At 52.5% G+C, this 21,280-nt stretch carries 21 protein-coding genes; 14 read left to right on the forward strand and 7 right to left on the reverse strand.

Translation table 11 applies throughout. The annotated features are described in order from the left end of the window. Window positions 1-154: 154 nt before the first annotated feature. Window positions 155-871 carry a hypothetical protein gene (locus tag UNDKW_RS03420; protein WP_162057587.1) on the forward strand — a complete coding sequence of 239 codons (717 nt, stop codon included), beginning with the start codon at window positions 155-157 and terminating at the stop codon, window positions 869-871. Window positions 872-1,425: 554 nt separating this feature from the next. On the opposite strand, the gene UNDKW_RS03425 is transcribed toward UNDKW_RS03420, so the two are convergent. Beyond that, window positions 1,426-2,121: a hypothetical protein gene (locus UNDKW_RS03425; RefSeq protein WP_162057588.1), complete on the reverse strand. Its 696-nt coding sequence runs from the start codon at window positions 2,119-2,121 to the stop codon at window positions 1,426-1,428. Window positions 2,122-2,125: 4 nt separating this feature from the next. Further along, complete coding sequence (locus UNDKW_RS03430) at window positions 2,126-3,193, reverse strand: NADP-dependent oxidoreductase (RefSeq protein WP_232063223.1); 1,068 nt, start codon at window positions 3,191-3,193, stop codon at window positions 2,126-2,128. 96 nt (window positions 3,194-3,289) lie between these two features. Between UNDKW_RS03430 and UNDKW_RS03435 the strand changes: the two genes are divergently transcribed. The 11 genes from UNDKW_RS03435 (at window position 3,290) to pcp (ending at window position 14,384) form a co-directional block, all read left to right on the forward strand. Continuing rightward, window positions 3,290-4,201, forward strand: coding sequence for a LysR family transcriptional regulator (locus tag UNDKW_RS03435; protein ID WP_162057589.1), 912 nt, complete (start codon window positions 3,290-3,292; stop codon window positions 4,199-4,201). A gap of 143 nt (window positions 4,202-4,344) precedes the next feature. Beyond that, window positions 4,345-5,079 carry a bifunctional demethylmenaquinone methyltransferase/2-methoxy-6-polyprenyl-1,4-benzoquinol methylase UbiE gene (ubiE, locus tag UNDKW_RS03440; protein WP_162039755.1) on the forward strand — a complete coding sequence of 245 codons (735 nt, stop codon included), beginning with the start codon at window positions 4,345-4,347 and terminating at the stop codon, window positions 5,077-5,079. A 75-nt stretch (window positions 5,080-5,154) separates the two neighbouring features. Beyond that, the gene (locus UNDKW_RS03445; protein WP_162057590.1) at window positions 5,155-6,063 is read left to right on the forward strand and encodes a Tim44 domain-containing protein; all 909 of its coding nucleotides are present in this window, start codon (window positions 5,155-5,157) and stop codon (window positions 6,061-6,063) included. A gap of 253 nt (window positions 6,064-6,316) precedes the next feature. Then, complete coding sequence (locus UNDKW_RS03450; protein WP_162057591.1) at window positions 6,317-6,898, forward strand: SCP2 domain-containing protein; 582 nt, start codon at window positions 6,317-6,319, stop codon at window positions 6,896-6,898. Next, entirely contained in the window at window positions 6,895-8,460 is a 1,566-nt protein-coding gene (gene ubiB, locus UNDKW_RS03455; RefSeq protein WP_162057592.1) for a ubiquinone biosynthesis regulatory protein kinase UbiB, read from the forward strand. The genes UNDKW_RS03450 and ubiB overlap by 4 nt, the downstream gene beginning before the upstream one ends. A gap of 21 nt (window positions 8,461-8,481) precedes the next feature. Then, on the forward strand, window positions 8,482-9,090 hold the full coding sequence (locus tag UNDKW_RS03460; protein WP_162057593.1) for a methyltransferase: 609 nt from the start codon (window positions 8,482-8,484) through the stop codon (window positions 9,088-9,090). Window positions 9,091-9,362: 272 nt separating this feature from the next. Beyond that, on the forward strand, window positions 9,363-10,385 hold the full coding sequence (locus UNDKW_RS03465) for a patatin-like phospholipase family protein (protein ID WP_162057594.1): 1,023 nt from the start codon (window positions 9,363-9,365) through the stop codon (window positions 10,383-10,385). Window positions 10,386-10,488: 103 nt separating this feature from the next. Then, window positions 10,489-11,838 (forward strand): CDP-diacylglycerol--serine O-phosphatidyltransferase, encoded by a 1,350-nt coding sequence (pssA, locus tag UNDKW_RS03470; protein ID WP_162057595.1) that lies wholly within the window; start codon window positions 10,489-10,491, stop codon window positions 11,836-11,838. A gap of 157 nt (window positions 11,839-11,995) precedes the next feature. Next, window positions 11,996-12,730 (forward strand): DUF969 domain-containing protein, encoded by a 735-nt coding sequence (locus tag UNDKW_RS03475; protein WP_162057596.1) that lies wholly within the window; start codon window positions 11,996-11,998, stop codon window positions 12,728-12,730. Further along, the gene (locus UNDKW_RS03480; RefSeq protein WP_162057597.1) at window positions 12,727-13,713 is read left to right on the forward strand and encodes a DUF979 domain-containing protein; all 987 of its coding nucleotides are present in this window, start codon (window positions 12,727-12,729) and stop codon (window positions 13,711-13,713) included. The genes UNDKW_RS03475 and UNDKW_RS03480 overlap by 4 nt, the downstream gene beginning before the upstream one ends. Before the next feature lie 17 nt (window positions 13,714-13,730). Continuing rightward, window positions 13,731-14,384 carry a pyroglutamyl-peptidase I gene (gene pcp, locus UNDKW_RS03485; RefSeq protein ID WP_162057598.1) on the forward strand — a complete coding sequence of 218 codons (654 nt, stop codon included), beginning with the start codon at window positions 13,731-13,733 and terminating at the stop codon, window positions 14,382-14,384. A 127-nt stretch (window positions 14,385-14,511) separates the two neighbouring features. Here the strand turns inward: pcp and UNDKW_RS03490 are convergent, their stop codons facing one another. From UNDKW_RS03490 to UNDKW_RS03510, 5 genes are all read right to left on the reverse strand, one after another. Beyond that, window positions 14,512-14,835 carry a hypothetical protein gene (locus UNDKW_RS03490; RefSeq protein ID WP_162057599.1) on the reverse strand — a complete coding sequence of 108 codons (324 nt, stop codon included), beginning with the start codon at window positions 14,833-14,835 and terminating at the stop codon, window positions 14,512-14,514. A 219-nt stretch (window positions 14,836-15,054) separates the two neighbouring features. Beyond that, window positions 15,055-16,098, reverse strand: coding sequence for a YCF48-related protein (locus UNDKW_RS03495; protein ID WP_162057600.1), 1,044 nt, complete (start codon window positions 16,096-16,098; stop codon window positions 15,055-15,057). A 50-nt stretch (window positions 16,099-16,148) separates the two neighbouring features. After that, window positions 16,149-17,555 carry a DUF4407 domain-containing protein gene (locus UNDKW_RS03500; RefSeq protein WP_162057601.1) on the reverse strand — a complete coding sequence of 469 codons (1,407 nt, stop codon included), beginning with the start codon at window positions 17,553-17,555 and terminating at the stop codon, window positions 16,149-16,151. Window positions 17,556-17,558: 3 nt separating this feature from the next. Next, entirely contained in the window at window positions 17,559-18,329 is a 771-nt protein-coding gene (locus UNDKW_RS03505) for a LytTR family DNA-binding domain-containing protein (protein ID WP_162057602.1), read from the reverse strand. Continuing rightward, a complete protein-coding gene (locus UNDKW_RS03510; RefSeq protein ID WP_162057603.1) occupies window positions 18,322-19,575 on the reverse strand; it encodes a sensor histidine kinase in 1,254 nt (417 codons plus the stop codon). Before UNDKW_RS03510 ends, UNDKW_RS03505 begins: the two co-directional genes overlap by 8 nt. Before the next feature lie 214 nt (window positions 19,576-19,789). Here UNDKW_RS03510 and UNDKW_RS03515 point away from each other — a divergent pair, with 214 nt between their 5' ends. Together UNDKW_RS03515 and UNDKW_RS03520 are read left to right on the forward strand one after the other, a co-directional pair. Beyond that, window positions 19,790-20,404 (forward strand): DUF4337 domain-containing protein, encoded by a 615-nt coding sequence (locus tag UNDKW_RS03515; RefSeq protein ID WP_162057604.1) that lies wholly within the window; start codon window positions 19,790-19,792, stop codon window positions 20,402-20,404. A gap of 213 nt (window positions 20,405-20,617) precedes the next feature. Further along, window positions 20,618-21,235, forward strand: a complete 618-nt coding sequence (locus tag UNDKW_RS03520) for a hypothetical protein (RefSeq protein ID WP_162057605.1) — start codon at window positions 20,618-20,620, stop codon at window positions 21,233-21,235. The last annotated feature ends 45 nt before the right edge of the window (window positions 21,236-21,280 follow it).

The raw sequence follows: 21,280 nt of genomic DNA on the forward strand, positions 1-21,280 counted from the left end.
ATGCTTTGTCCTTCGTTGAAAAAATGCATGTTTACCGCCGCAGTTGATGCCACTGATGTGTGCTCATGCTGTCTGCGTCAGGCACAAGGCAGGAGCTTCGCTTTTCACTATTACAGTGAACTAACGTTCGAGATGAAAATTTACTCTTTCAAGTATGATGCCGCAACCCCCTACTGACGCCGCCCTGCGGGCATTGCTTGACGACTGTCCGGTACTAAAACTTATCTTGCTGGACAGAGACTATGGAAAGCCTTGCCCTGCAGATCGCTGGGCGGTCAAAGCAGCAATTGATCATCTGCTAAAGCCAGCGCATGAAGGCATGGTGCTCGACCTGGACGTGCTGGAGCGTGAAGACGGGGCCGCTGATGATGTTTTGTTGATCGGGGTTGTTGAACTTGAAAAGTCACTCCCCAAGCTGATTGAACTGCTCAAGAGTTTGAGTGTACCCGCCGGTGCCATCCTGGTACATGATGGCAGTACGGAAAACCTTATGCCAGACTTGCCAGCCAAGGAAACCTTGGTGCGGCAAATGACAGATGACATGATACAAATGCTCTTGTCGGAATGCATGGCATGTGTGCCTTCAGACTGGCAGGCAGGAAAACTGACGATACAGTGTGACGGCGACTGGCTTGGTTATCAATTAAAGAATGCCCTGTCTCCGAATGCTGCGATTATCTCTGGTCCTCTCAGAGATTTGTGCGAAGAAATTGCCGTGCTCATGTGGAAAAATGGAAATCAATGGCGTGAAGCTGTCTTGCAATACGAAGGCAAAGACTTCACCATCAAATTCAGTTATGGTGAGCCATTGCATCCAATTCCGCGCACTCCTGTTGCGGCACAGGCAAAGCCCTGGTGGAAGTTCTGGTGATGCATTGAAATGCTGAGTGTATCTACACCTTTGGCAGCAGTTGTGACACCGAGGACTACGCCATAGCCGTATCTTTGTAGGGGCTGCCTCCGCCGCGAACAGCCGTCCAGCAAGAATTTCATCTGTAACCAAGCCATATCGCCGAATGTAGGTTGGGCTATGCTTCACCAGCCCAACACTCGGCCTACGATCAACGTATTCTTAAAAAACGACGCGATATTTCTTAGTTCGTTTTTTAACTACGTGCATACCTTATTTAAAATTGCAGGCCGGTGGTAGACCGGCGGCTACATACCTTTTTGCTTCGCCAAAAAGGTATGCCAAAAAGGCGACCCAGGCGTCGTCGCCCCCTGAAGGGGGTTCCCGTTTGTGCAGTGCAAAAAATGGGAAATGCCCGAAACTCGCTGCGCTCAAACACGGGCATTTCTTAATCCATTTTCTGTACAGCACAAACGGCGTCAACACATGGGAACTGCTGAAAGTCAAAAGCAACCCAACTTCAAAACCGACGCTAATATGTGCGCTGGTGAGTGATGCGTGTCCAGCTTGTCAGCTTACTCCAAATCCGCCTTATCAAGATAAATCGTCCCCTTAACAGCAGCCCGCTTATCCACCTTAGCCTGTAGGACCTGCAAAAACTCCGCATCACTCACTGCCTGCAATCCCGTCTTCTTCACCACCACGTCAGCCATCGCCACAGCCGCAGGCACGCTGATTGCCAGCAAATGATCAAAGTCAGGTCTGCTGTCAATTTCTTTCAATAGGAATCGTTGCGTGCCACTACCAATCTGATGATAAACAGCCTGTTTGTTCTCGCGCATTTCTGGTGATAGCTGACGGAAAATCAGGGTCTTTTCTACGACTATCGGCACATCCTTGTACTCGGTTTTACCACCCTGTTCAAAATGCCCAAGCACGATATTGGCCTTGAACTGCTTCAGCTGCGACTTGCTGTCTGCGGCCAGTCTGGCGATCTCGAATTGTTCTGGTTCCATGGTCCACAAGACCAGTTTTTGTTCCAGCCTGGCTTTGATGGCAGCATCCAGCTTTTGATCAAGGCAGCGTATTTGCAAGACGACCTGGTAATCATGCGGTGCATGGAACATGGGCAGGTGAGAGACATACATGCCTGCGCTGTTGCCGAACAGGAGCATGCCGTGGACGCCCCAGGTAGGGCCGTGTTTGTTTTCTGCATGGGTGCTGAAGATGAAGCAAAAGCTGAGCAGGATGAAAGATAAATAGCGTTTCATGTGCTTATACCTTCACCAGCAATTTGCCGCGATGCTCGCCTGTGAATAATGAATTCAATGCCTTCGGTAATTGTTCAAAGCCGTCGATGATGGTTTCTTCAAATACCAGTTCACCTGCCTTGACCCAGGGCGCGACGATGGCCAGCATTTCATCCATGCGGTGCAGGTAATCGCGGGCCAGTATGCCTTGTATGGTGGCGCGCTGGTAGAGCATGTGTTGCAGCAGGCGCGGGCCCATTTCTGGCACGTCGAGGCCGCCGTTGTATTGGCTGATCTGGCCGCAGATGATGATGCGGGCGCGGCGTTTGATGATGGGGACGATGGCATCGGTGACCATGCCGCCTACATTGTCGAAATACACATCGACACCACCAGTGAGTTTTAGTATCTCCTGGCTCAGTGATTCGTCATTGCTGAAGGTTTTGTAATCAAGCGCCCAGTCAGCACCCAGCTTGTCTTTCAGCCACGCGCATTTTTCTGCACCACCGGCGATGCCCAATACTTTTGCGCCATGGCGTTTGGCGAATTGCACTACCAGTGAGCCAACTGCACCGGCGGCGCCGGATACCACCACCACTTCACCCGCATGTGGCTTGCCTGCTTCGGTCAGGCCAAACCAGGCGGTGCGGCCTGGCATGCCGAGTACGCCCAGCGCGGTGCTGACAGGTGCAATGGTGGGGTCTATCTTGGTCAGAGCGCTGACATGCACGCGCGCATGGCTTTGCCAGCCCGTCATGCCAAATACCCAGTCACCGGCCTTCAGGCTGGTGGCATTTGATGCCAGCACCTGGCCGACTACGCCAGCAGCTTGCACGGTATTGAGCGGGTGCGGTTCCGGGTTATAGGTGGGTTTGGACGACTGGTTGATACGCATGTAAGGATCTACGCTGATGTAGCGGGCGGCTATCAATACTTCATTGCGATCCAGCGAGGTATCGAGGGGCTGGCTGCGCAATTCATAGTGTTCATCGCTGACTATACCTGTGGGATGGCGGGTGTATATCCATTGTTGGTGTATCAGGTTTTCAATGCTGGTCATGGCGGGATCAAGATTAGTAAGAGATGCTGACATAGTAGGTTTGTTAAAATGTCTCGTAAAGCAATATAAATTCACTTTTAATGTCCAAATTGGAAATTTAAACGAGAGGCCTAAAGAAGCCTAAATAAGATGAACCTCATAGACCTCAAAATCTTTGCCTGTGTGGCAAGACAGCCATCGCTGGGAGCAGCAGCACAGGAGCTGCACCTGACTCCTTCTGCCATTTCCAAGGCCTTGCGCAGGCTGGAGGGTGACCTGGATACGGTGTTGTTTGACCGTTCTGCCAAGCAGCTTAGCCTGAATGCCAGTGGCCAGCGCATGCTGGACTTTGCCCGCAATATGCTGTCCATGGCTGACCAGGCCAGGGCCGATGTGCGGGGTGATGATGCCAGCATCAGTTGCCGCGTGGCAGGCCCGGCCATACTGCTGTGGCGGCATGCCGAGCAACTGGCGCAAGCCATGGCAGCTTACCCGGCGGCAGACATGCATTTGCTGAGCATGTATGAAGAAGATGCCCTGGCTGCATTGGCCAGGGGGGAGGTTAGCCACGCCCTGGTCACCGGCGAAGTCTTGCATGGCCGCACTGCCCATTGGTCGGCAGACTGGGCCAGTGTTTCTCTGGGCACGCTGAGGCTGCAATTGCTGGCGGGCAAACAGCATCCCTTGCTGGGCGGTGCTGCCAGCCAGCAAGGACAGAATTTCACCAGTACCCAGGTGCTGGCCCATGATTTTGTCAGCCCTGCACGCTCCTTGCTTTGCGGCAAGCAACGTGGCAAGCACTCTGATGGCTGGCGTGATGACCAGTTCCCGCGCCGCATCGCCTACTGGATAGATGATTTGCAATTGCTGCTGGCCATGGTCAGGTCGGGCAAGGCCCTGGCCTACCTGCCTGATTTTGCCCTCGACGATGCTGATCTGGTGCGATTTGAAGTGACGGACTGCGGTTTTCAGTGCATGGAAGAAGTCCATCTGGTCTGGAATACCAGGAATGCAGCGCAGTGGCAGCAAGCTGTGGTCAGGACGCTGACAGGGGAAAACTGATTTTTTTGCATAGTGTGCAGAAACTTGCAGTGATTGAGATACAATCCGTTACATAAGAAGCTGAATGTCAGGCAGTGGAAATTTCTACAGGCGTCAGAAAACCGTGATAATTCAGCATTCTTGAAGAAAACAGGGCAGATAACATGAGCAATACCACCCATTTTGGTTACACCACCGTAGAAGAAGATCAAAAAGTCCATAAGGTCGCCGAGGTTTTTCATTCCGTCGCCGCCAAATATGATGTCATGAATGACATGATGTCGGCTGGCTTGCACAGGGTATGGAAGATATTCACGGTCGCCCAGGCTGGTGTGCGCCCTGGCTTCAAGGTGCTGGATATTGCGGGTGGTACGGGTGATTTGACCAAGGAATTCGTGCGTCAGGCGGGCAAGACCGGTGAGGTCTGGCATACCGATATTAATGAATCCATGCTCAGGGTAGGGCGTGACCGCCTCTTGAATAAGGGCCTGATCACCCCCACCTTGTTATGCGACGCAGAAAAATTACCCTTCCAGGATAATTACTTTGACAGAGTGACCGTGGCGTTTGGTTTGCGCAATATGACACACAAGGATCAGGCACTGGCAGAAATGCAGCGTGTACTGAAACCAGGTGGCAAATTGCTGGTGCTGGAATTTTCCAAAGTACCAGAAATCCTGCAAAAACCTTATGACCTGTATTCGTTCAAGGTCTTGCCCTGGATGGGGCAAAAGATAGCTGGAGATGCAGACAGCTACAAGTACCTGGCTGAATCGATACGTATGCATCCCGATCAGGAAACCCTGAAGGGCATGATGGAAACAGCAGGTCTGGAAAGTGTGCAATATTTTAATTTGACGGCAGGTGTGGCCGCTTTACACACCGGTATCAAGTTGTAAGCGCAGTTGTGATGTAAAAAGTCTGGAAAAAGCAGTCTGAAGTAATAAAACCTTGAAACAAACAGGAGTCGAATGATGAAAAAGTTTCTGATCGCCATGCTGGTCGTAGCAAGTACGATGGCAATGACAGTCTCTGACGCAGAAGCCAAGCGTCTTGGTGGTGGCGGCTCTATAGGTCGTCAATCCAATAATGTAACGCGTCAGGCTACGCCGCCGTCTCCATCTAACGCGGCCAAACCGGCTGCCGCACCTGCACCTGCTGCCGGAGCACCAGCAGTGACACCGCCAAAACCAGGTATCCCGTGGAAGGGTATTGCCGGTGGTTTGATTGGTGGTGCCTTGCTGGGCGCAGCCTTGTCGCATTTTGGCCTGGGTGGTGCAGCTGCCAGCATGCTGGGTAGCTTGCTGACCTTTGCCCTGATCGGTTTTGCGATTTTCTTCGTGATCCGCTTGTTCCGTAACAAGAATGGTCAAAGCACGGGCAATAGTTTTAATCAGCCAGCGTTTGCCGGCGCAGCGCCACTTTCGCCTGTGACACCGCAGCCTATGGCTTTCCAAAACAATGCCCCGGCTTCTTCAGGTGGCAATGCTGACACCAATGCCACCTGGACTATTCCGGCTGACTTTGATGTACCAGGCTTCCTGCGTAATGCAAAAAGCTATTTCATCCGCCTGCAGGCGGCTTGGGACAAGGCTGACATCAATGATCTGCGTGAATTCACGACGGCAGAAATGTATGCTGAACTGAAACTGCAAATTCAGGAACGCGGTGCATCTTCCAATGTCACTGATGTCGTGACCTTGAATGCAGATATGCTGGGCGTAGAAACCGTAGGCGCTGATTATCTGGCAAGTATCAAATTCACCGGCATGATCAAGGAAGCTGCCAATGCACCGGCAGAAGCCTTCAATGAAGTATGGAACTTGTCCAAGCCAGTCAATGGTCAGGGTGGTTGGGTATTGGCCGGTATCCAACAAATGTAATGACGGACTCACGCAAAACCGCTCCAGCGGCCTTACAGCGCCTAGCCGTACAATTGTACTGTCGTCGGCGCTGCAAGATTGCTGGAACAATTTTGCGAGAGTCCTAAAGTTTTGATGCTGCGCAGCGATGCTCGTTGCGATAAGCTGTTAAACTGGAAGCCGCCCCGCAAATGCTGGGCGGTTTTTTATTTGCACGATATATCTGGTTGCCATTTCTAGTTGGCCGGTGTTTTGCAACAGTCCTGATTTGAACATGATCCCCTCCGCACCTTTTGTAACTTTTATCAATCATCTGCTGGCGCAAGAAAGCTGGGCTAAAAACAAGCTCTTGCCGCATGCCGGTAAAATTGCCTGTATAGACTTGCAAACCATGCAGTTGCGCCTCAAAGTTGCGCCAGATGGCTTGCTGGAAAACGCCGCCGCCGACGAGTTGGCGCAAGTCACCATCTACGTCAAACTCAGCGATTTGCCGCTGATCGCGCAAAACCGTGACCGTGCCTTTTCTTATGTCAAAATAGAAGGCGATGCAGACTTTGCCAATACCATTTCCAACCTTAGCCAGAACCTGCGCTGGGAAGCAGAAGAAGATTTGAGCAAGCTGTTTGGTGATGTCGCGGCAGTACGCATGGTTGGCTTTGCCAAATCCCTGCATAAGACTGCTCTGGAAACCCATCAAAAAATCCAGGAAAACCTGGCTGAATATTTTTTAGAAGAAAACCCCATGCTGGTCCGGCCTCAGGCCGTGCAGGGCTTTAGTACCGAAGTCAACAAGACGCGGGATGATGTCGAGCGTCTTATCAAGCGCATCGAAAAACTGGAAAGGATGCGCGGATGATATTGAAGTTTCTCAGACTGGCGAAAATCATACGTATCGCCATCAAATATGGCATCGATGAAATTGCGATTTCCGGTCTGTCCGTGCCACGTACGGCACGTCTGATTGATACCATCATATTCTGGCGCGACATCTCTGCACCGCGTGGAGAACGCCTGCGCAAGGCGCTGGAAGAGCTGGGCCCCATCTTCGTCAAGTTTGGCCAGGTATTATCAACCCGGCGTGACCTCATGCCGCCGGACATCGCCGATGAACTGACACACCTGCAAGACCGCGTGCCCTCGTTCGACCCCGACCTGGCGATAGCCCAAATCAAGAAATCCCTGGGCTCACATCCTGATCAGTTATTCGCCAGTTTTGAGCGTGTGCCAGTGGCTTCTGCGTCTATCGCTCAGGTGCATTTTGCCACTTTGAAGGATGGCCGTGAAGTTGCCGTCAAGGTGCTGCGCCCTGGCATGAAAGAAGCCATTGATGATGACGTGGCCCTCATGCAGATTGCTGCGGGCTGGCTGGAAGCACTGTGGGCAGATGGCAAACGTCTCAAGGCCAAAGAAGTCGTGGCCGAGTTTGACAAATATCTGCATGACGAACTAGACCTCATGCGTGAAGCTGCCAATGGCAGCCAGTTACGCCGCAATTTTGCTGATTCGGATTTGTTGCTGGTACCAGAGATGCATTGGGATTATTGCTCGTCTTCGGTCATCGTCATGGAGCGTATGCAGGGCATACCTATTTCGCAGTTGGATAAATTGCGCGAAGCTGGTGTCGATTTGCAAAAGCTGTCACGCGATGGCGTGACCATTTTCTTTACCCAGGTGTTTCGCGATGGTTTCTTCCATGCCGATATGCACCCCGGTAATATCCTGGTATCGACCGCGCCAGCGACACTTGGCCGTTATATCGCGCTGGATTTTGGTATCGTCGGTACGCTCAATGATTTCGACAAGGATTATCTGTCGCAAAACTTTCTGGCTTTCTTCCAGCGTGACTACAAGCGTGTGGCCGAGGCGCATATAGAATCCGGCTGGGCGCCGAAAGAGACGCGTGTCGATGAGCTTGAGGCAGCAGTGCGCGCCTGTTGTGAGCCCATTTTTGATCGGCCATTGAAAGACATTTCTTTCGGCCAGGTATTGCTGCGCCTGTTCCAGACTTCACGCCGTTTCAATGTAGAAGTACAACCGCAACTGGTGCTGCTGCAAAAAACCCTGCTCAATATCGAAGGCCTGGGCCGTCAGCTGGATCCTGACCTGGACTTGTGGAAAACTGCCAAACCGTATCTGGAGCGCTGGATGAGCGAGCAGGTAGGCTGGCGTGGCCTGCTGGACAAACTCAAGGCTGAGGGGCCACGTTACAGCCATATCTTCCCGCAATTGCCGCGCCTTGCACATCAGGCCCTGACACGCGCTGCCGAACCCCGGCATAGCGATGAGATGTTGATGGCGCTGTTGTCAGAGCAAAGACGCACCAACCGCCTGCTGCGCACCATCGTGTATTTTGGTGCGGGCTTGTTTTCTGGTGTGGTGGTGGCGCAATTGCTGCTGCATTTTTATTTCAAAATCTGACGCATCAATTCATACAGAAGCATGGCTGATTTCATAAACCGCGACCCGCGCAATCCGCAATTCTGGGACGAGCGTTTTGAAAAAAACTTCATCCCTTGGGATAAGGGCAATGCGCCCGCTGAATTGCAGGTTTTTATGCAGGCTGCGTCGCAGTCCATGAATACGCTGATTCCGGGGTGTGGCAATGGTTATGAAGCAGCCTTCCTGGCCCAAGCAGGCTGGCCTGTTGTCGCCATCGATTTTTCTCCTGCTGCCGTGCGCAGCGCGCAGGCAGCGATAGGCGAGTGGGGCAAACATGTTATCGAGGCCGATTTTTTCGCCTACACTCCAGCGCAGCCGCTGGACCTGATTTATGAGCGTGCCTTCTTTTGCGCATTACCTCCCGCGATGCGGGCAGATATCGTCAAACGCTGGGCTGCACTTTTACCCAAAGGCGCTTTGCTGGCAGGGTATTTTTTCTTTGATGATGCGCCAGAAGCCTCGCTCAAGGGGCCGCCGTTTACCATACATAGCGCCGCATTTCGTGAATTGATGTCGCCGTATTTTAGCTTGCTGGAAGAGCAGGCTGTCAGTGACTCCATCCCCGTGTTTGCAGGTAAGGAGCGGTGGCAGGTGTGGCGCAGGTTGTAGGCTTGTAGGTTGGGCTACGGTTTTCCAGCCCAACACTGTGCCTCTGTAAACGTATACCTTATTTAAACGCCGAGTGTTGCTTGGTGAATGACCTTGAAAAAACGTCTATGTTATTTACTCGCCCAGTGTTGGGCTGGTAAACCATAGCCCAACCTACAGATATTCCACAGGCACACCCCTTGCTTGCCATTCCCTCACACTGACCACGTCATAAGCCGGTCACCTCTATGCTTCACTCTCCCTCATGGCATCTGCCTCTTGAAAGGGAATCAATGAATAAAACAGTCACACTGGCATTGCAGGGCGGTGGGTCACACGGCGCACTGACCTGGGGCGTATTGGATCGCTTGCTCGAAGATGGACGTGTCAGCATAGAGGCGATCAGTGGTGCCAGTGCCGGTGCCATGAATGCCGTAGCGCTGGCGCATGGTTATCTTGATGGCGGGGCAGATGGTGCCAGGCAGGCGCTGAAAAAATTCTGGGATAGCGTCGCCAGCAGTTCTCCGTTCAGCGCGCCTCTGGATGAGCATGCACTGACGGCGGATATCGCAGCGCAATCTGAACTGCCAGCTGCCATGAAACATTTGTTTGCCTGGACACGTTTCTTTTCACCCAGCCAGCTCAACCCCTTCGACATCAACCCTTTGCGCGACATTCTGGCGGCGCAGATAGATTTCCAGCGATTGCGCGAACAACCGGGCATAGAACTTTTTATTGCCACTACGCAAGTCAGCACGGGCACGCTGAAGCTGTTCCGCAACCGCCAGATGAGCCTGGATGTCTTGCTGGCGTCTGCCTGTTTGCCTATGGTGCACAGGGCAGTGGAGATAGAAGGTGAGGCATACTGGGATGGCGGCCTGACTGCCAACCCGCCTTTATTCCCGCTGGTACACAAATGCGCTGCCCGCGACATTATTGCCATCCTGCTGCATGCCCAGCCAAGGGCGCAAGTGCCGACTTCTTCCAATGAAATCTGGCAGCGCCTGACCGAGATGGGTTTCAGTTCTACCTTCCATACTGAATTGCAGGGCTTGCTGCTGGCCAAGCGGGAAGCAGACCGTGGCTGGCTGACCTGGGGCAGGCTGGAACGCCGCCTGCGCAAGCTCAATCTGCATGTGATTGCCGCACCTGAACTCATGAGCCAGTTGAGCAGCCATAGCAAATTGAATGCACAGGCGACATTTTTGCATAGCCTGCATGCAGAAGGGCGGGCCAGGGCGCAAGTCTGGCTGGATCAGCATTTTGAACAACTGGGGCAACAATCCAGCTTCAGGATGGCGCATCTGTTTCGTTAACTTCTGTGAATACCTCGCTTGTATTTCCTTAGCGGGTTTTTTGTATCTGGCTATGGACTAGTGTTACCATCATTAGGTTTTCACTGGTATTCATTAGACAGACATGCGCCTATTCAAGTCCGCTTCCGACCTTACGCATCTAAATGGCATTCCCCTGCAGGCAGATGACGTCTATACCCTACATACCGCAGCAGATTACCGCAGCACCTTGCTGAGCAGAATTGCCCAGGCAAAACACAGGATTTATTTATGCAGCCTGTATCTGCAAAATGATGAAGCAGGGGCTGAGATATTGCAGGCTCTCTATGATGCCAAGAAGGCCCGGCCTGAGCTTGATATCGCTGTGCTGGTAGATTGGCACCGGGCACAAAGGGGCTTGATCGGTGCCGCAAAAAGTGGCGGCAATGCCGCCTGGTATCAAGAGATCAGCAAGGCTCATGCCTACACCGTGCCACTGTATGGCATACCCGTGCAGACGCGTGAACTGTTTGGCGTGCTGCACCTCAAAGGCTTTGTCATTGACGATGAAGTCATCTACAGCGGTGCCAGCCTGAACAATGTGTATTTGCACAAGCAGGATAAATACCGCCATGACCGCTATCTGTTGATCCACAATAAAGTGCTGGCCAACAGCATGGTGCAATTTATCCGCGAGCATTTGTTATCCGCTGCCGCCGTGCACCGGCTGGATATGCCCGAGATACCCGCTACCCGCAGCATACGCCGTGAAATCAAGCAATTCAGGAGCAAGCTGAAAAGCGCGCGCTATGACTGCAATGTAGTGGAACAAGAACACGACAGGCATGGCCTGAGCGTGACGCCGCTGGTGGGCGTGGGTAAAAACAATCCCCTGAATAAAGTCATTTGCCAGTTGCTGGCCGCCAGCAAGACGCAGATCACGATCTGCACGCCTTATTTTAATTTCCCGCTGGCTGTCACGCGTGAAATCAATCGCGCGCTCAAGCGCGGCGTGCGCATCTGTATCATCGTTGGCGACAAGACTGCCAATGACTTCTTTATCCCACCTGAAGAACCTTTCAAGGTCATTGCTGCCTTGCCTTATCTGTATGAGGTTAACTTGCGCCGCTTTGCCAAATCCCATCAGGCAGAAATCACCAGCCAGCAATTGCAACTGCGCCTGTGGAAGGACGACGACAATACCTATCACCTGAAAGGCATGTGGATAGACCAGGATTATGCCCTTATGACAGGCAATAATCTCAACCCGCGCGCCTTCCGCCTTGACCTGGAAAATGCCTTGCTGATTCATGATCCACAACATGAATTGCAGCAGCAAAGACAGGATGAGCTGAGCAGCATCATGGAGAAGACGACTGTCATTTCACATTACCGTGAACTGGAAAAAAATACGGATTATCCTGATCCCGTGCGCAAGTTGCTGGGGCGGCTCAGTGGCACGCGGCTGGACAGGTTGGCGTACAGGGTTTTGTAAAGAAATTTATTTCAAGATACGCCGGGTTCTTTTATTCTCTTTGTTCCCCTCTGTGACATCTCTGTGTCTCCGTGCCTCTGTGTTGAGAGGTCTTAGCTGTTTTTATCAAGGGAATATGTTCGGCCAGAAACTATAGAAAAACAAAACAGGAGACCGCATGAACCTGGCATTACTACTGCCACTGATAGGCATACCTCTGGTCGTCATCGGCTTTGCGTTGCGCTTCAATCCCTTGCTCGTTGTTACCGTCGCCGGCCTCGGTACAGGCTTTGCCGTCGGCATGGATTTCATGAGCCTGCTGGAAACCTTTGGTGAAAAATTCCTCAATAGCAGGCAACTCACCAGTTCATTATTGATACTACCCATCATCGGCTTGCTGGAGCACTATGGCCTGCGTGAACGCGCCCAGCAATGGGTGGCGAGCATACGCAGCGCAACGACGGGCCGCATCCTCATGCTGTACTTTGTCGTACGTGAAGCCAGCGCCGCCATGGGTTTGCTGAGTCTGGGCGGACAGGCGCAAACTGTGCGGCCTTTGCTGTCACCAATGGCTGAAGGTGCCGCTAGCAATTTGCATGGCGACTTGCCACCTGTAATACGCGACCGCATCGCTGCCCACGCCGCTGCCTGTGATAATGTCGCCCTGTTCTTTGGCGAAGATATCTTTATTGCCTTTGGTGCAGTATTGCTGATGACGGCCTTTTTGAAGGAAAATGGTATCAATGGTATTGAGCCGCTGGCGATAGGTATCTGGGGCATACCAACGGCATTGTGTGCCTTGCTCATACACCTGTTCCGCCTGTCGCGGCTGGACGCCAGCATTGCCAAAGACATTGCGGCCTGGCAGAAGATTAATCAAGCAGACCAGGCAAATGCGGTGGTGAACGCATGAACAGCCTGGTCAGCATTAATCTGGTTCTTTACCTCATCGGCATCGTCGTCATGCTGGTGGCTTATATGACGCTGCGCGATACCAGCAACCCGCGACGCTTCACGACGGCCTTGTTCTGGTTCCTGTTCGGCTCCAGCTTTTTGTTTGGCGACCTCATGCTGGCCACGCTGGGCAAGCCGCTGACTTACCGCATTGTTGGCATCACGGTCTTGTTGATGGCGGTGCTGGCAGGAGCGAATTTACTGGGTATGGGCAAGCACGTGGATCATGACAGGCCAGCGCGCCTGCACATTGCCAGCAAACTGGGTAACCGCATCTTTATCCCGGCGCTGACGATACCCATCGTTACTGTCATTTTGACAGTGGTGGTGAAAGACTTTCAGATTGGTAGTTGGTTTTTGCTGGACCAAAAGAATTTGACCCTGACTGCGCTATGCATAGCCTGTATCTGCGCTCTGGGCCTTGCTTGCCTATACACCCGTGGCACGCCGCTACAAGCCGTGCGCGAGTCGCGTCGCCTGATAGATGTCATAGGCTGGGCGTTGATTTTGCCGCAAATGCTGGCCATGCTGGGTGGTGTGTTTGTTGCTGCCAAAACCGGGCAAGCTATACAGGACATCGTCAAACTTTTCATCAACCCTGACAGCCGCCTGACCCTGATCATCATGTATTGCACAGGCATGGCCTTGTTCACCATGATCATGGGCAATGCTTTTGCGGCTTTCCCCGTCATGACTGCCGGTATCGCCTTGCCATTCCTGATCAACCAGCACCATGCCAATCCGGCCGCGCTGGTGGCGATAGGCATGTTCTCTGGCTATTGCGGCACCCTGATGACACCGATGGCCGCTAACTTCAATATCGTGCCTGCGGCCTTATTGGAGTTGCAAGATAAGTATCAAGTGATTAAAGTGCAGATACCGACAGCCCTGCTGGTGCTGACCTGCAATATCCTGTTAATACATTTCTTTGTCTTTCCCTGAGTGGCCTGGAGGCTGGCATGAAACGCATTTTACTGACTGGATTTGATCCCTTTGGCGGCGAGCAAAGCAATCCCTCCTGGGAAGTGGTGCGCAGGCTGGATGGCTTGCTCATCGGTGACAATCACCAGATCGTCAGCGCCCGCCTGCCTTGCGAATTTACGAATTCCCTGCAGATACTGGAAGCCGCACTCAGGCAGCATCATCCCGCGATTGTGATAGGCCTGGGCCAGGCTGGTGGACGTGCCGACATCAGCCTGGAACGTATCGCCATCAATATTGATGATGCCCGCATACCTGATAACGTAGGCGTGCAACCCGTCGATGTGCCTGTGGTAGAGGGCGGCCCCGCTGCCTATTTCACCAGCCTGCCTATCAAGGCCATAGCGCAGGAACTGCATTTGAGTGGCATACCCGCCTCGATTTCACAGACCGCTGGCACCTTTGTCTGCAACCATGTGTTTTATGGTCTCATGCATCTGGCAAGCAAGGCAGACAGTGGCATACAAAGAGCTGGCTTTATCCACATCCCCTATCTGCCTGAGCAGGCCGTGGCCCATGCTGGAGCCGCCAGCATGCCGCTGGAAATGCTAAAGACAGCGATACTGAAAGTGCTTGAGAGTGTATTGAAGACCGACAAGGATTTGCGTATTGCCGGCGGGGCGACTCATTAGGCGGGAAGGTTCACTCGAAGTTACAACTGCGTTGCAGCTTCGCGCTTGATAGCCTGATACTAATTGAAGATGGTGATGCTGTCGGTGTGCTGATGGTGGTGCCAATGCTGATACCGACAGCCATAGCTTAACGCAGCTTCGGCATATCAGACTGCTTGCCCTGCAAGCCTTCTGCTTCCAGATTCTTGTCTGCTTCACTATCAACGCACACTTGGGTGTCATTGACGGCTTTGTTTTTGGACTTGGCCGTGGAGTCGCTCTTGTCTGCGGGCAAGTTTTTCTCTACCTTTTTGACCAGCACTTCAGCTGCAGGTGCGTACGGGCGGAAGTAGGAAATCAATTGGGCGTCCAGGTTGGATACTGCCAAAGGTGCGGCACTGGCGATCAGCATCGTGCCCAGCATGCAACTGGCTATGCCCAGTTTGACCAGTAAATTCAGTCTCGTTTTCATTTTTATCCCTTTTTACGACGGCGCAGCTGTTTCAGAGTGACAGTCTGGCAAGACTCTGTGCAAAGAACATGCCAGCACCTAAAACAAGTGAGAATTCAAATTTCAGGGGCCATACGTGTTGCAAATCAGGCAGCAAAGTGTCCGCTTGTGTATAGATGGGCGGACACTGCGGACACTGCGGACACTTTCCTCAGACTTTTCAGTCAGGCCTGTGATCGATCATTTTAGACCATCATTGAACTTCATGAGCAAACCTTTTGGCCCTACTGCCCAGCCGTTTTTGGCATTTGCAAAAGCTACTGTATTGACTGGCGTTTTATCCAGCACCTTCCAGGTTTTGCCTGCATCATGTGAGATGCCTGAACCTGCCAGGCCTGCTGCAACATAGGTCTTTGCTGCGCCCGGTACGGTGGCTATCACAGACAAAAAGCCCTGCGGTAATACCTGGGCTGGCTGCCAGGTCTGGCCGCCGTCCTCAGTACGTGCACCGTTGAGGCTGTTGAGTTGCGGGAGTTTGTAATCACCGCCTACTGCCATGCCATTTTTTTCATCCAGAAACGCTACCGAGAACGCACCTTTGCTGGCAGCTGCGGCAGGCAGGGGCAGGGTGGCTGCTGACCAGCTTATGCCGCCATCTGCGCTGGCATAAGCCCGCGCCTGGCTGGCACCGCCAGTGACTATCCATGCATGCTGGCTACCATAAGTGGCCACACAGGTGCCGCTGGCAGCAAATGCGCCTTCATTGGGGAGGGCGGTTAGACCGGGGTGTTTGTTTTCTTGCCAGTTCAGGCCGCCGTCTGCCGTTATCAGTATCTGGAATTGGCCATCGACCGGGTCGCCAAACAAGATGCCCTGTTTGGGGCTGGAAAAAGAGATCGCATCCCAAAAGCCTGTCTTCGCTTCATTGGTTTTGAGCAATTGCCAACTGCTGCCGCCATCCCTGGTTTCATACAGACGCGACAGGGTACCCGGCCCGGCGCTCATGATAATAGCGTGCCTGGCATCAAAGGCATGGATGTCACGAAAATCCAGGCCTTCTGCACCTGCTACCTCCATCACTTGCCAGCGTTCACCATCGGTAGTGCGCAACACCGTGGCCTTGGCACCGCTGGCCCATGCAATCTTGGAGCTGACGACAGACAGGCCACGTAATTCAACTTCAGTGCCACTGGTTTGTGGGACCCAGGCGTCGCCAGCACAGGCAACATTAGCGATATTGAATACACTGAACAGGATTACGCAGCCAATACGAGCAAGTTTCATGAGGATATGAACCAGGAATAATCGTGATGCTATTGTAATCCTTACATTCCTTATTTATGCACTAGCAAGCGTATAAAATTCGCATTCATGGTGTTCAGGGTTTCTTGCAATAAAGACCGCAAGCCTGATGGGACATTGCCTGAGTTAAGCTCAGCCTGTTGCTCCAGTTGCCGCATCTGCCTGATGGTCGCCAGTGCAGCCGCACTGATACCGTCGTCGGCTTGCAGGGCGGCACGTTCACCCTTGAGTGCAGTCATCTCGCGCAATTGCCCGACTTCAATTTGCTCTCGGCGCAAAGTGAACTTGCTGTTGATGTCAAACTTCAGCAAGTGTTCATCGGCATTCAATCGTGCATCGACATCGGTATGGCTGGTGAACTTGACGATGATGGCGACCAGCTCTATTGTCAAAAACCACAGCAGCCACCAAATGAACTGCAGGCGCCTGTGCATATCGTTTTGCAGCATGTCCCAGGTTGCCGCAAAGTCAGCCGCAAAACCTGCATGGGATGCTGCCTGTATATGTTCAGTCTGGGTTTTTTCCAGTACTTGCGCATCGGCCCTGGCTTTGCTGGCGATGGCATTGACCTCATGACGTTCTTCTGCGACTTGCGCTTTCTCTGCCAGCTTCTCTTTGCGCCAGGCAATCAGGGTCGTGTTGATGTCTTGCTCTTGTCGCAGGCATCTGGCTTTGGCCGCATTGATGCGGTTTTGTGCCGCGCTGATTTTTTGTTCTAGCAAGACAGCCTGTTCAGGCAAAGCGACAGTCAGGGCTTTGCGCCAGTTGGCGATCTGCGCATTGGCGCGGCGCTCCCCTATTTTTGCCTGCTCACGCAGGGTCTGTAATTGCTGGCGCATCTCTGCCACTTGCGGTGGTTCGCTGTGCAGCTTGTCTTCTGCTTTTTGCAGCTTGTCATCCAGCGCTGCCACATCCTGTTGAAGCGCAGGCAAACCGGTTGCCAGTTGCGCGCTTTGCAGGTTTTGTATCAGGCGCGTGCGTTCCAGTTCGCCGGTTTTCACCGTAATCTCGGCACGGTTGCTATCGACAAAAAAAGGATAGACCATGGTGATCGCAGACAGCAAGGCCAGCAGGCTGCGCCAGAACAGGCCCATGCTCTTTGCCCGCCAACTCGCATCTGATTGTATCGACATGATCATCTGCCGCTCCAGGCACCACTGGAATACCGCCCACAAACAACCGGCAACGATGGCACCGGTGCTGCTGACATTCACCATGCTGGCCAGCATGTGCGCCATGCCATAACCAGCAAACAGGGCAAAGAAAATCACTAGCGCACCTATACCAAAATACTTGTGGCGGCCACGTGCATACAGGTAATTGCCATTGCTGTCCTGCGCATCCAGCACTTTGAGACTGACTGCTGCTGACAGAGCTAACAAGGACTTGGCTGCGTGTACCAGTGCTTGCACAAAAGTATGTTCATTGAGATTGCGCATGCTTTACATATTCCTGAACAAGACCATGAAGGGCTGGCTGACGCTCAGCGTCTCCGGCCTGGTCTTGAGTTTGACCAGACCCTTGCCACTATCGTCGCGGCTGATCGAGGCAATCGCCCTCAGGTTGACGATGGTGGAGCGGTGTATCTGTTTGAACATGCTGTTGTCCAGCACTTGCAGCAAATCGCGTATGGGTTTGCGCAGCAGCGATTCACCCTCAGCCGTCATGACCACGGTGTATTTGCTGTCTGCCTGGAAGTAGGCAATATCATCGACCATGATGAGCCGGGTTTCATTGCCGACGCTGGCGGTGATCCACACCAGCGGCGCAGGTTTGGGCATGTCCGCCGGACCACCGCTGAGCTGGCGTACCAGGGTGCTGATAGCCTGCAAATCAGCCGTGCCGGTCAGCGCACGCATCTGCAGGCGCTTGACGGTAGCGAGCAGCCTGTCCTGGGTAATTGGCTTCAACAGATAATCGACCGCACCTTTTTCAAAGGCATCAATCGCATACTGGTTATAGGCAGTGACGAACACGATCTGGCTTTGCGGGCTGACCTCGGTCATGGCAGCGGCTACTTCCAGTCCGCTCAAACCTGGCATGCGTATATCAAGGAACACTACATCTGGTTGATGCATGGCAATGGCTTCCAGCGCACTGCCGCCATCGTCACAGGCAGCGGCGATTTCCAGCTCTGGCCAGGCCAGGCTCAGTTGCTGCAACAGGGCTTCGCGTAACAGACTTTCATCTTCGGCGACAACGCACTTAGGCATCTTGTTCTCCCTTGGCAGTTACAACAGGTACGGTGATGGTCGCAGCAACCCCGCTGGGGAAATTACCGACCAGTACAAAACTTGCCGCATTGCCATGCGCCAGGCGCAGGCGCTCACGCACATTCTTCAAGCCTATGCCGGTACCGCCAATTTCTGTGCCCAGGCCATTGCCGTCATCAGCCACAGTAACGGCGACATTGCCTTCATGCTGCCTGGCGATGATCCAGATAGTGCCGCCGCCGGTCTTGGGTTCCAGGCCGTGCTTGATGGCGTTTTCTACCAGGGTTTGCAACATCATCATGGGGAAGGGCAGGGCTTTCAATTCTGTTGGTACCTGGATTTGTATATTCAGGCGTGTGCCCATGCGTATCTTCATGATATCGAGATAGGCGATGGATCGTTCCAGTTCTTCGCCTATGCTTGATGCTGTATCTTCGGTGCGTGGCAATGAATGGCGCAGGTAGGTAATCAGATTGCCCAGCATCTGGTCAGCCGCCGCTGGATCAGCGCGTGTCAATAATTGCGCACTGGCCAGAGTGTTGTACAGGAAGTGTGGTTCTACCTGGGCATGCAGCAAATTGAGTTTGGCGACCGTCAATTCTTTTTCCGTCACAGATTGCGCTGCACTGGCTTTTTCCTTGCGCCTGCGTTCTGCAATGCGGCGGGTAATGGCGCGGGTGATGGCTTCTGCATTTTCCAGGTTGGTACCATTATCAACGAGGAAAAAATCTGTCCAGGCCGGGCGCTCAGGTTCGCAAATCAGGGTCAGGCTGCCTATGCCATCGCCGGGAGTGATGGTGGCGAGAATCTGGTTGCGTTTGGTCGTCAAGAAATCAAGAACCTTCAATTCATCAATGAAGTTAGCCTGGTAGGGGTCTATGCGCTTGATCTTGGCGCGTATTTGCAGGCTGTCCCTGGCGCTCTCGGTATCTTCTGCGCCTGGCAATTCGCGGATGGCGGCATCGACCAGTTCAAAAGCTTCGCTGGCCTCCAGCGGGATTTCGATCTGGCGGCGCTGGCGGTTGGCCAGCGTGTTGGTATCTACCTTGCTGGCAATCAGACGTACCCGGCGCACATGCGAGAAGCTGATCCCCATGACCAAGGCCACGAGACTGAAAGGGATGAGAATAAACTCACCTGGCAAGTGGTTTCTGAAAATGCCATTCACGATCAAGATCGTGGTGAACATGATCAGCAATCCCCAGCCAAAACTGGAGCGTAAGATAAACCAGATAGTCGTGAACATTGTTATTTCCTTCTTATTTGCGATTGCTGCCAAGAATAATTGCCTGCGCGGCTTTCGTCTCGCATTTTCCGACGAAAGCAAAAAAAAACTGACGAGCCCAAGATTTTGGGGCATGGATGCCCTGCGGTATTGAAGGCGTATTGAATTTCAGTAAATTTTTCTGAACTTGGTGCGACAATGCTGTTTTGATGTATTTTTAAACATAGGAGCATATATGGACATCGATCCCCTGGAAACCGTAGAGCAATTAACAGAGCAACAGGAAGATGCCAAACAAGACAAGGCAAGCAACCAATTGAATATCTGGGTTGCCATTACTGTCGCTTTGCTGGCGACTTTCATGGGTATATGCAAGGTCAAAGATGACAATATCGTCCAGGCCATGCAGCAATCACAGGCCAACAAGATAGATCACTGGGCGTTTTACCAGGCGCGCAATATGCGGGAAGAACTGGCCAAATCGACTGAACTGCAACTGCGCCTGGCATCCAAAAATGTACCTGCTGACCAGAAGGCAGAGTATCAGGCCGCCATCGATAGCTATGCAAAACTGGCCAAAGAGCAGCACGACAAAAAAGAAGAACTGAAAAAGCAGGCCGAGCAAGACCAGGTCGATTACGATAACGCCAATTACAAGGACGACCAGTTCGACTTGTCAGATGCCTTGCTGGCGATTGCCATCTCCTTGTTGGCAGTCACTGCGCTGACCAAACAGCGCTGGCTGTATTTCGTGACCCTGGCTCCTACCGGTTTTGGTGTGCTGATGGGCCTGGCAGGTTTGATGGGCTGGCATATACATCCAACGGCACTGGTGGCTTTGTTGTCTTGAGATAATAGGTAATTACAGAAATACGGTAGTAACGAAGACATAAATCCGTGTTTGGATAATTGAATTTATGCTATCTTATTTGGCGGTTGCCGGGTTGGGCGAAAATTCTTTTGAGCGAAAGATTTGATAAATTCGCTGTCAAACTCGCTATCAAATTTTCTGTTAAATTTTTCTTTAGCTCACCGACCCTCTAACCCAGCACAAAGGTTTTATATGGATATCAAACTGAACTTCATCAACCGGTCGAATGACACGAATAATTCCAGTGTCGTGATTTTTCAAAAAAACCTTGCGACCAATTTTGATGAGACTGCCGTAGCATGGAAGGTCATAGAAAATTGCGGCGTTGGTGATAATCACCCTTTTGCATATCCAATAAGTTCTCAAGTGAGTGCAAGTGATTCATGGGGTAATTACACGCCCCAACTCGCTGCGCAAAATGGAAATTTGTTTCATGTTGCTTTGAGTAACTCTGGCACACAATTATCACTGGCTGGCGATGCGGGCAATCCGGCGCAGATACATGTAGCAAATGAATTGACCAAAGGAGCTATCAATGCGTCGATTTACAAGGATGGTTCTTTGCTGGCGACTCACACATCCATCGCACCAGCGCAAAAAGCCGCTTTTGAGTTCAAACCTGTCATCTGGATAGGCGTTGCCTCAGAGGTGGCCCAGGGGCAGGTCATGAATTCTGCAATCATCTCCAATATCAATACCGAACTGTCTTTGCTTGGTATTGCCGAGGCCGATATCGTCATGACAGGCGGCGGCCCCGGTGCCAATTCCACACCTTTTGCTTTTCATTTTGAAAATATACGCTACGCCTGAAACCACGCCGGCAAAACCTGACATGTCTTGATGCACTCAGGTTTG

It is taken from the genome of Undibacterium sp. KW1 (genome assembly GCF_009937955.1).
Classification (GTDB): Bacteria; Pseudomonadota; Gammaproteobacteria; order Burkholderiales; family Burkholderiaceae_D; genus Undibacterium.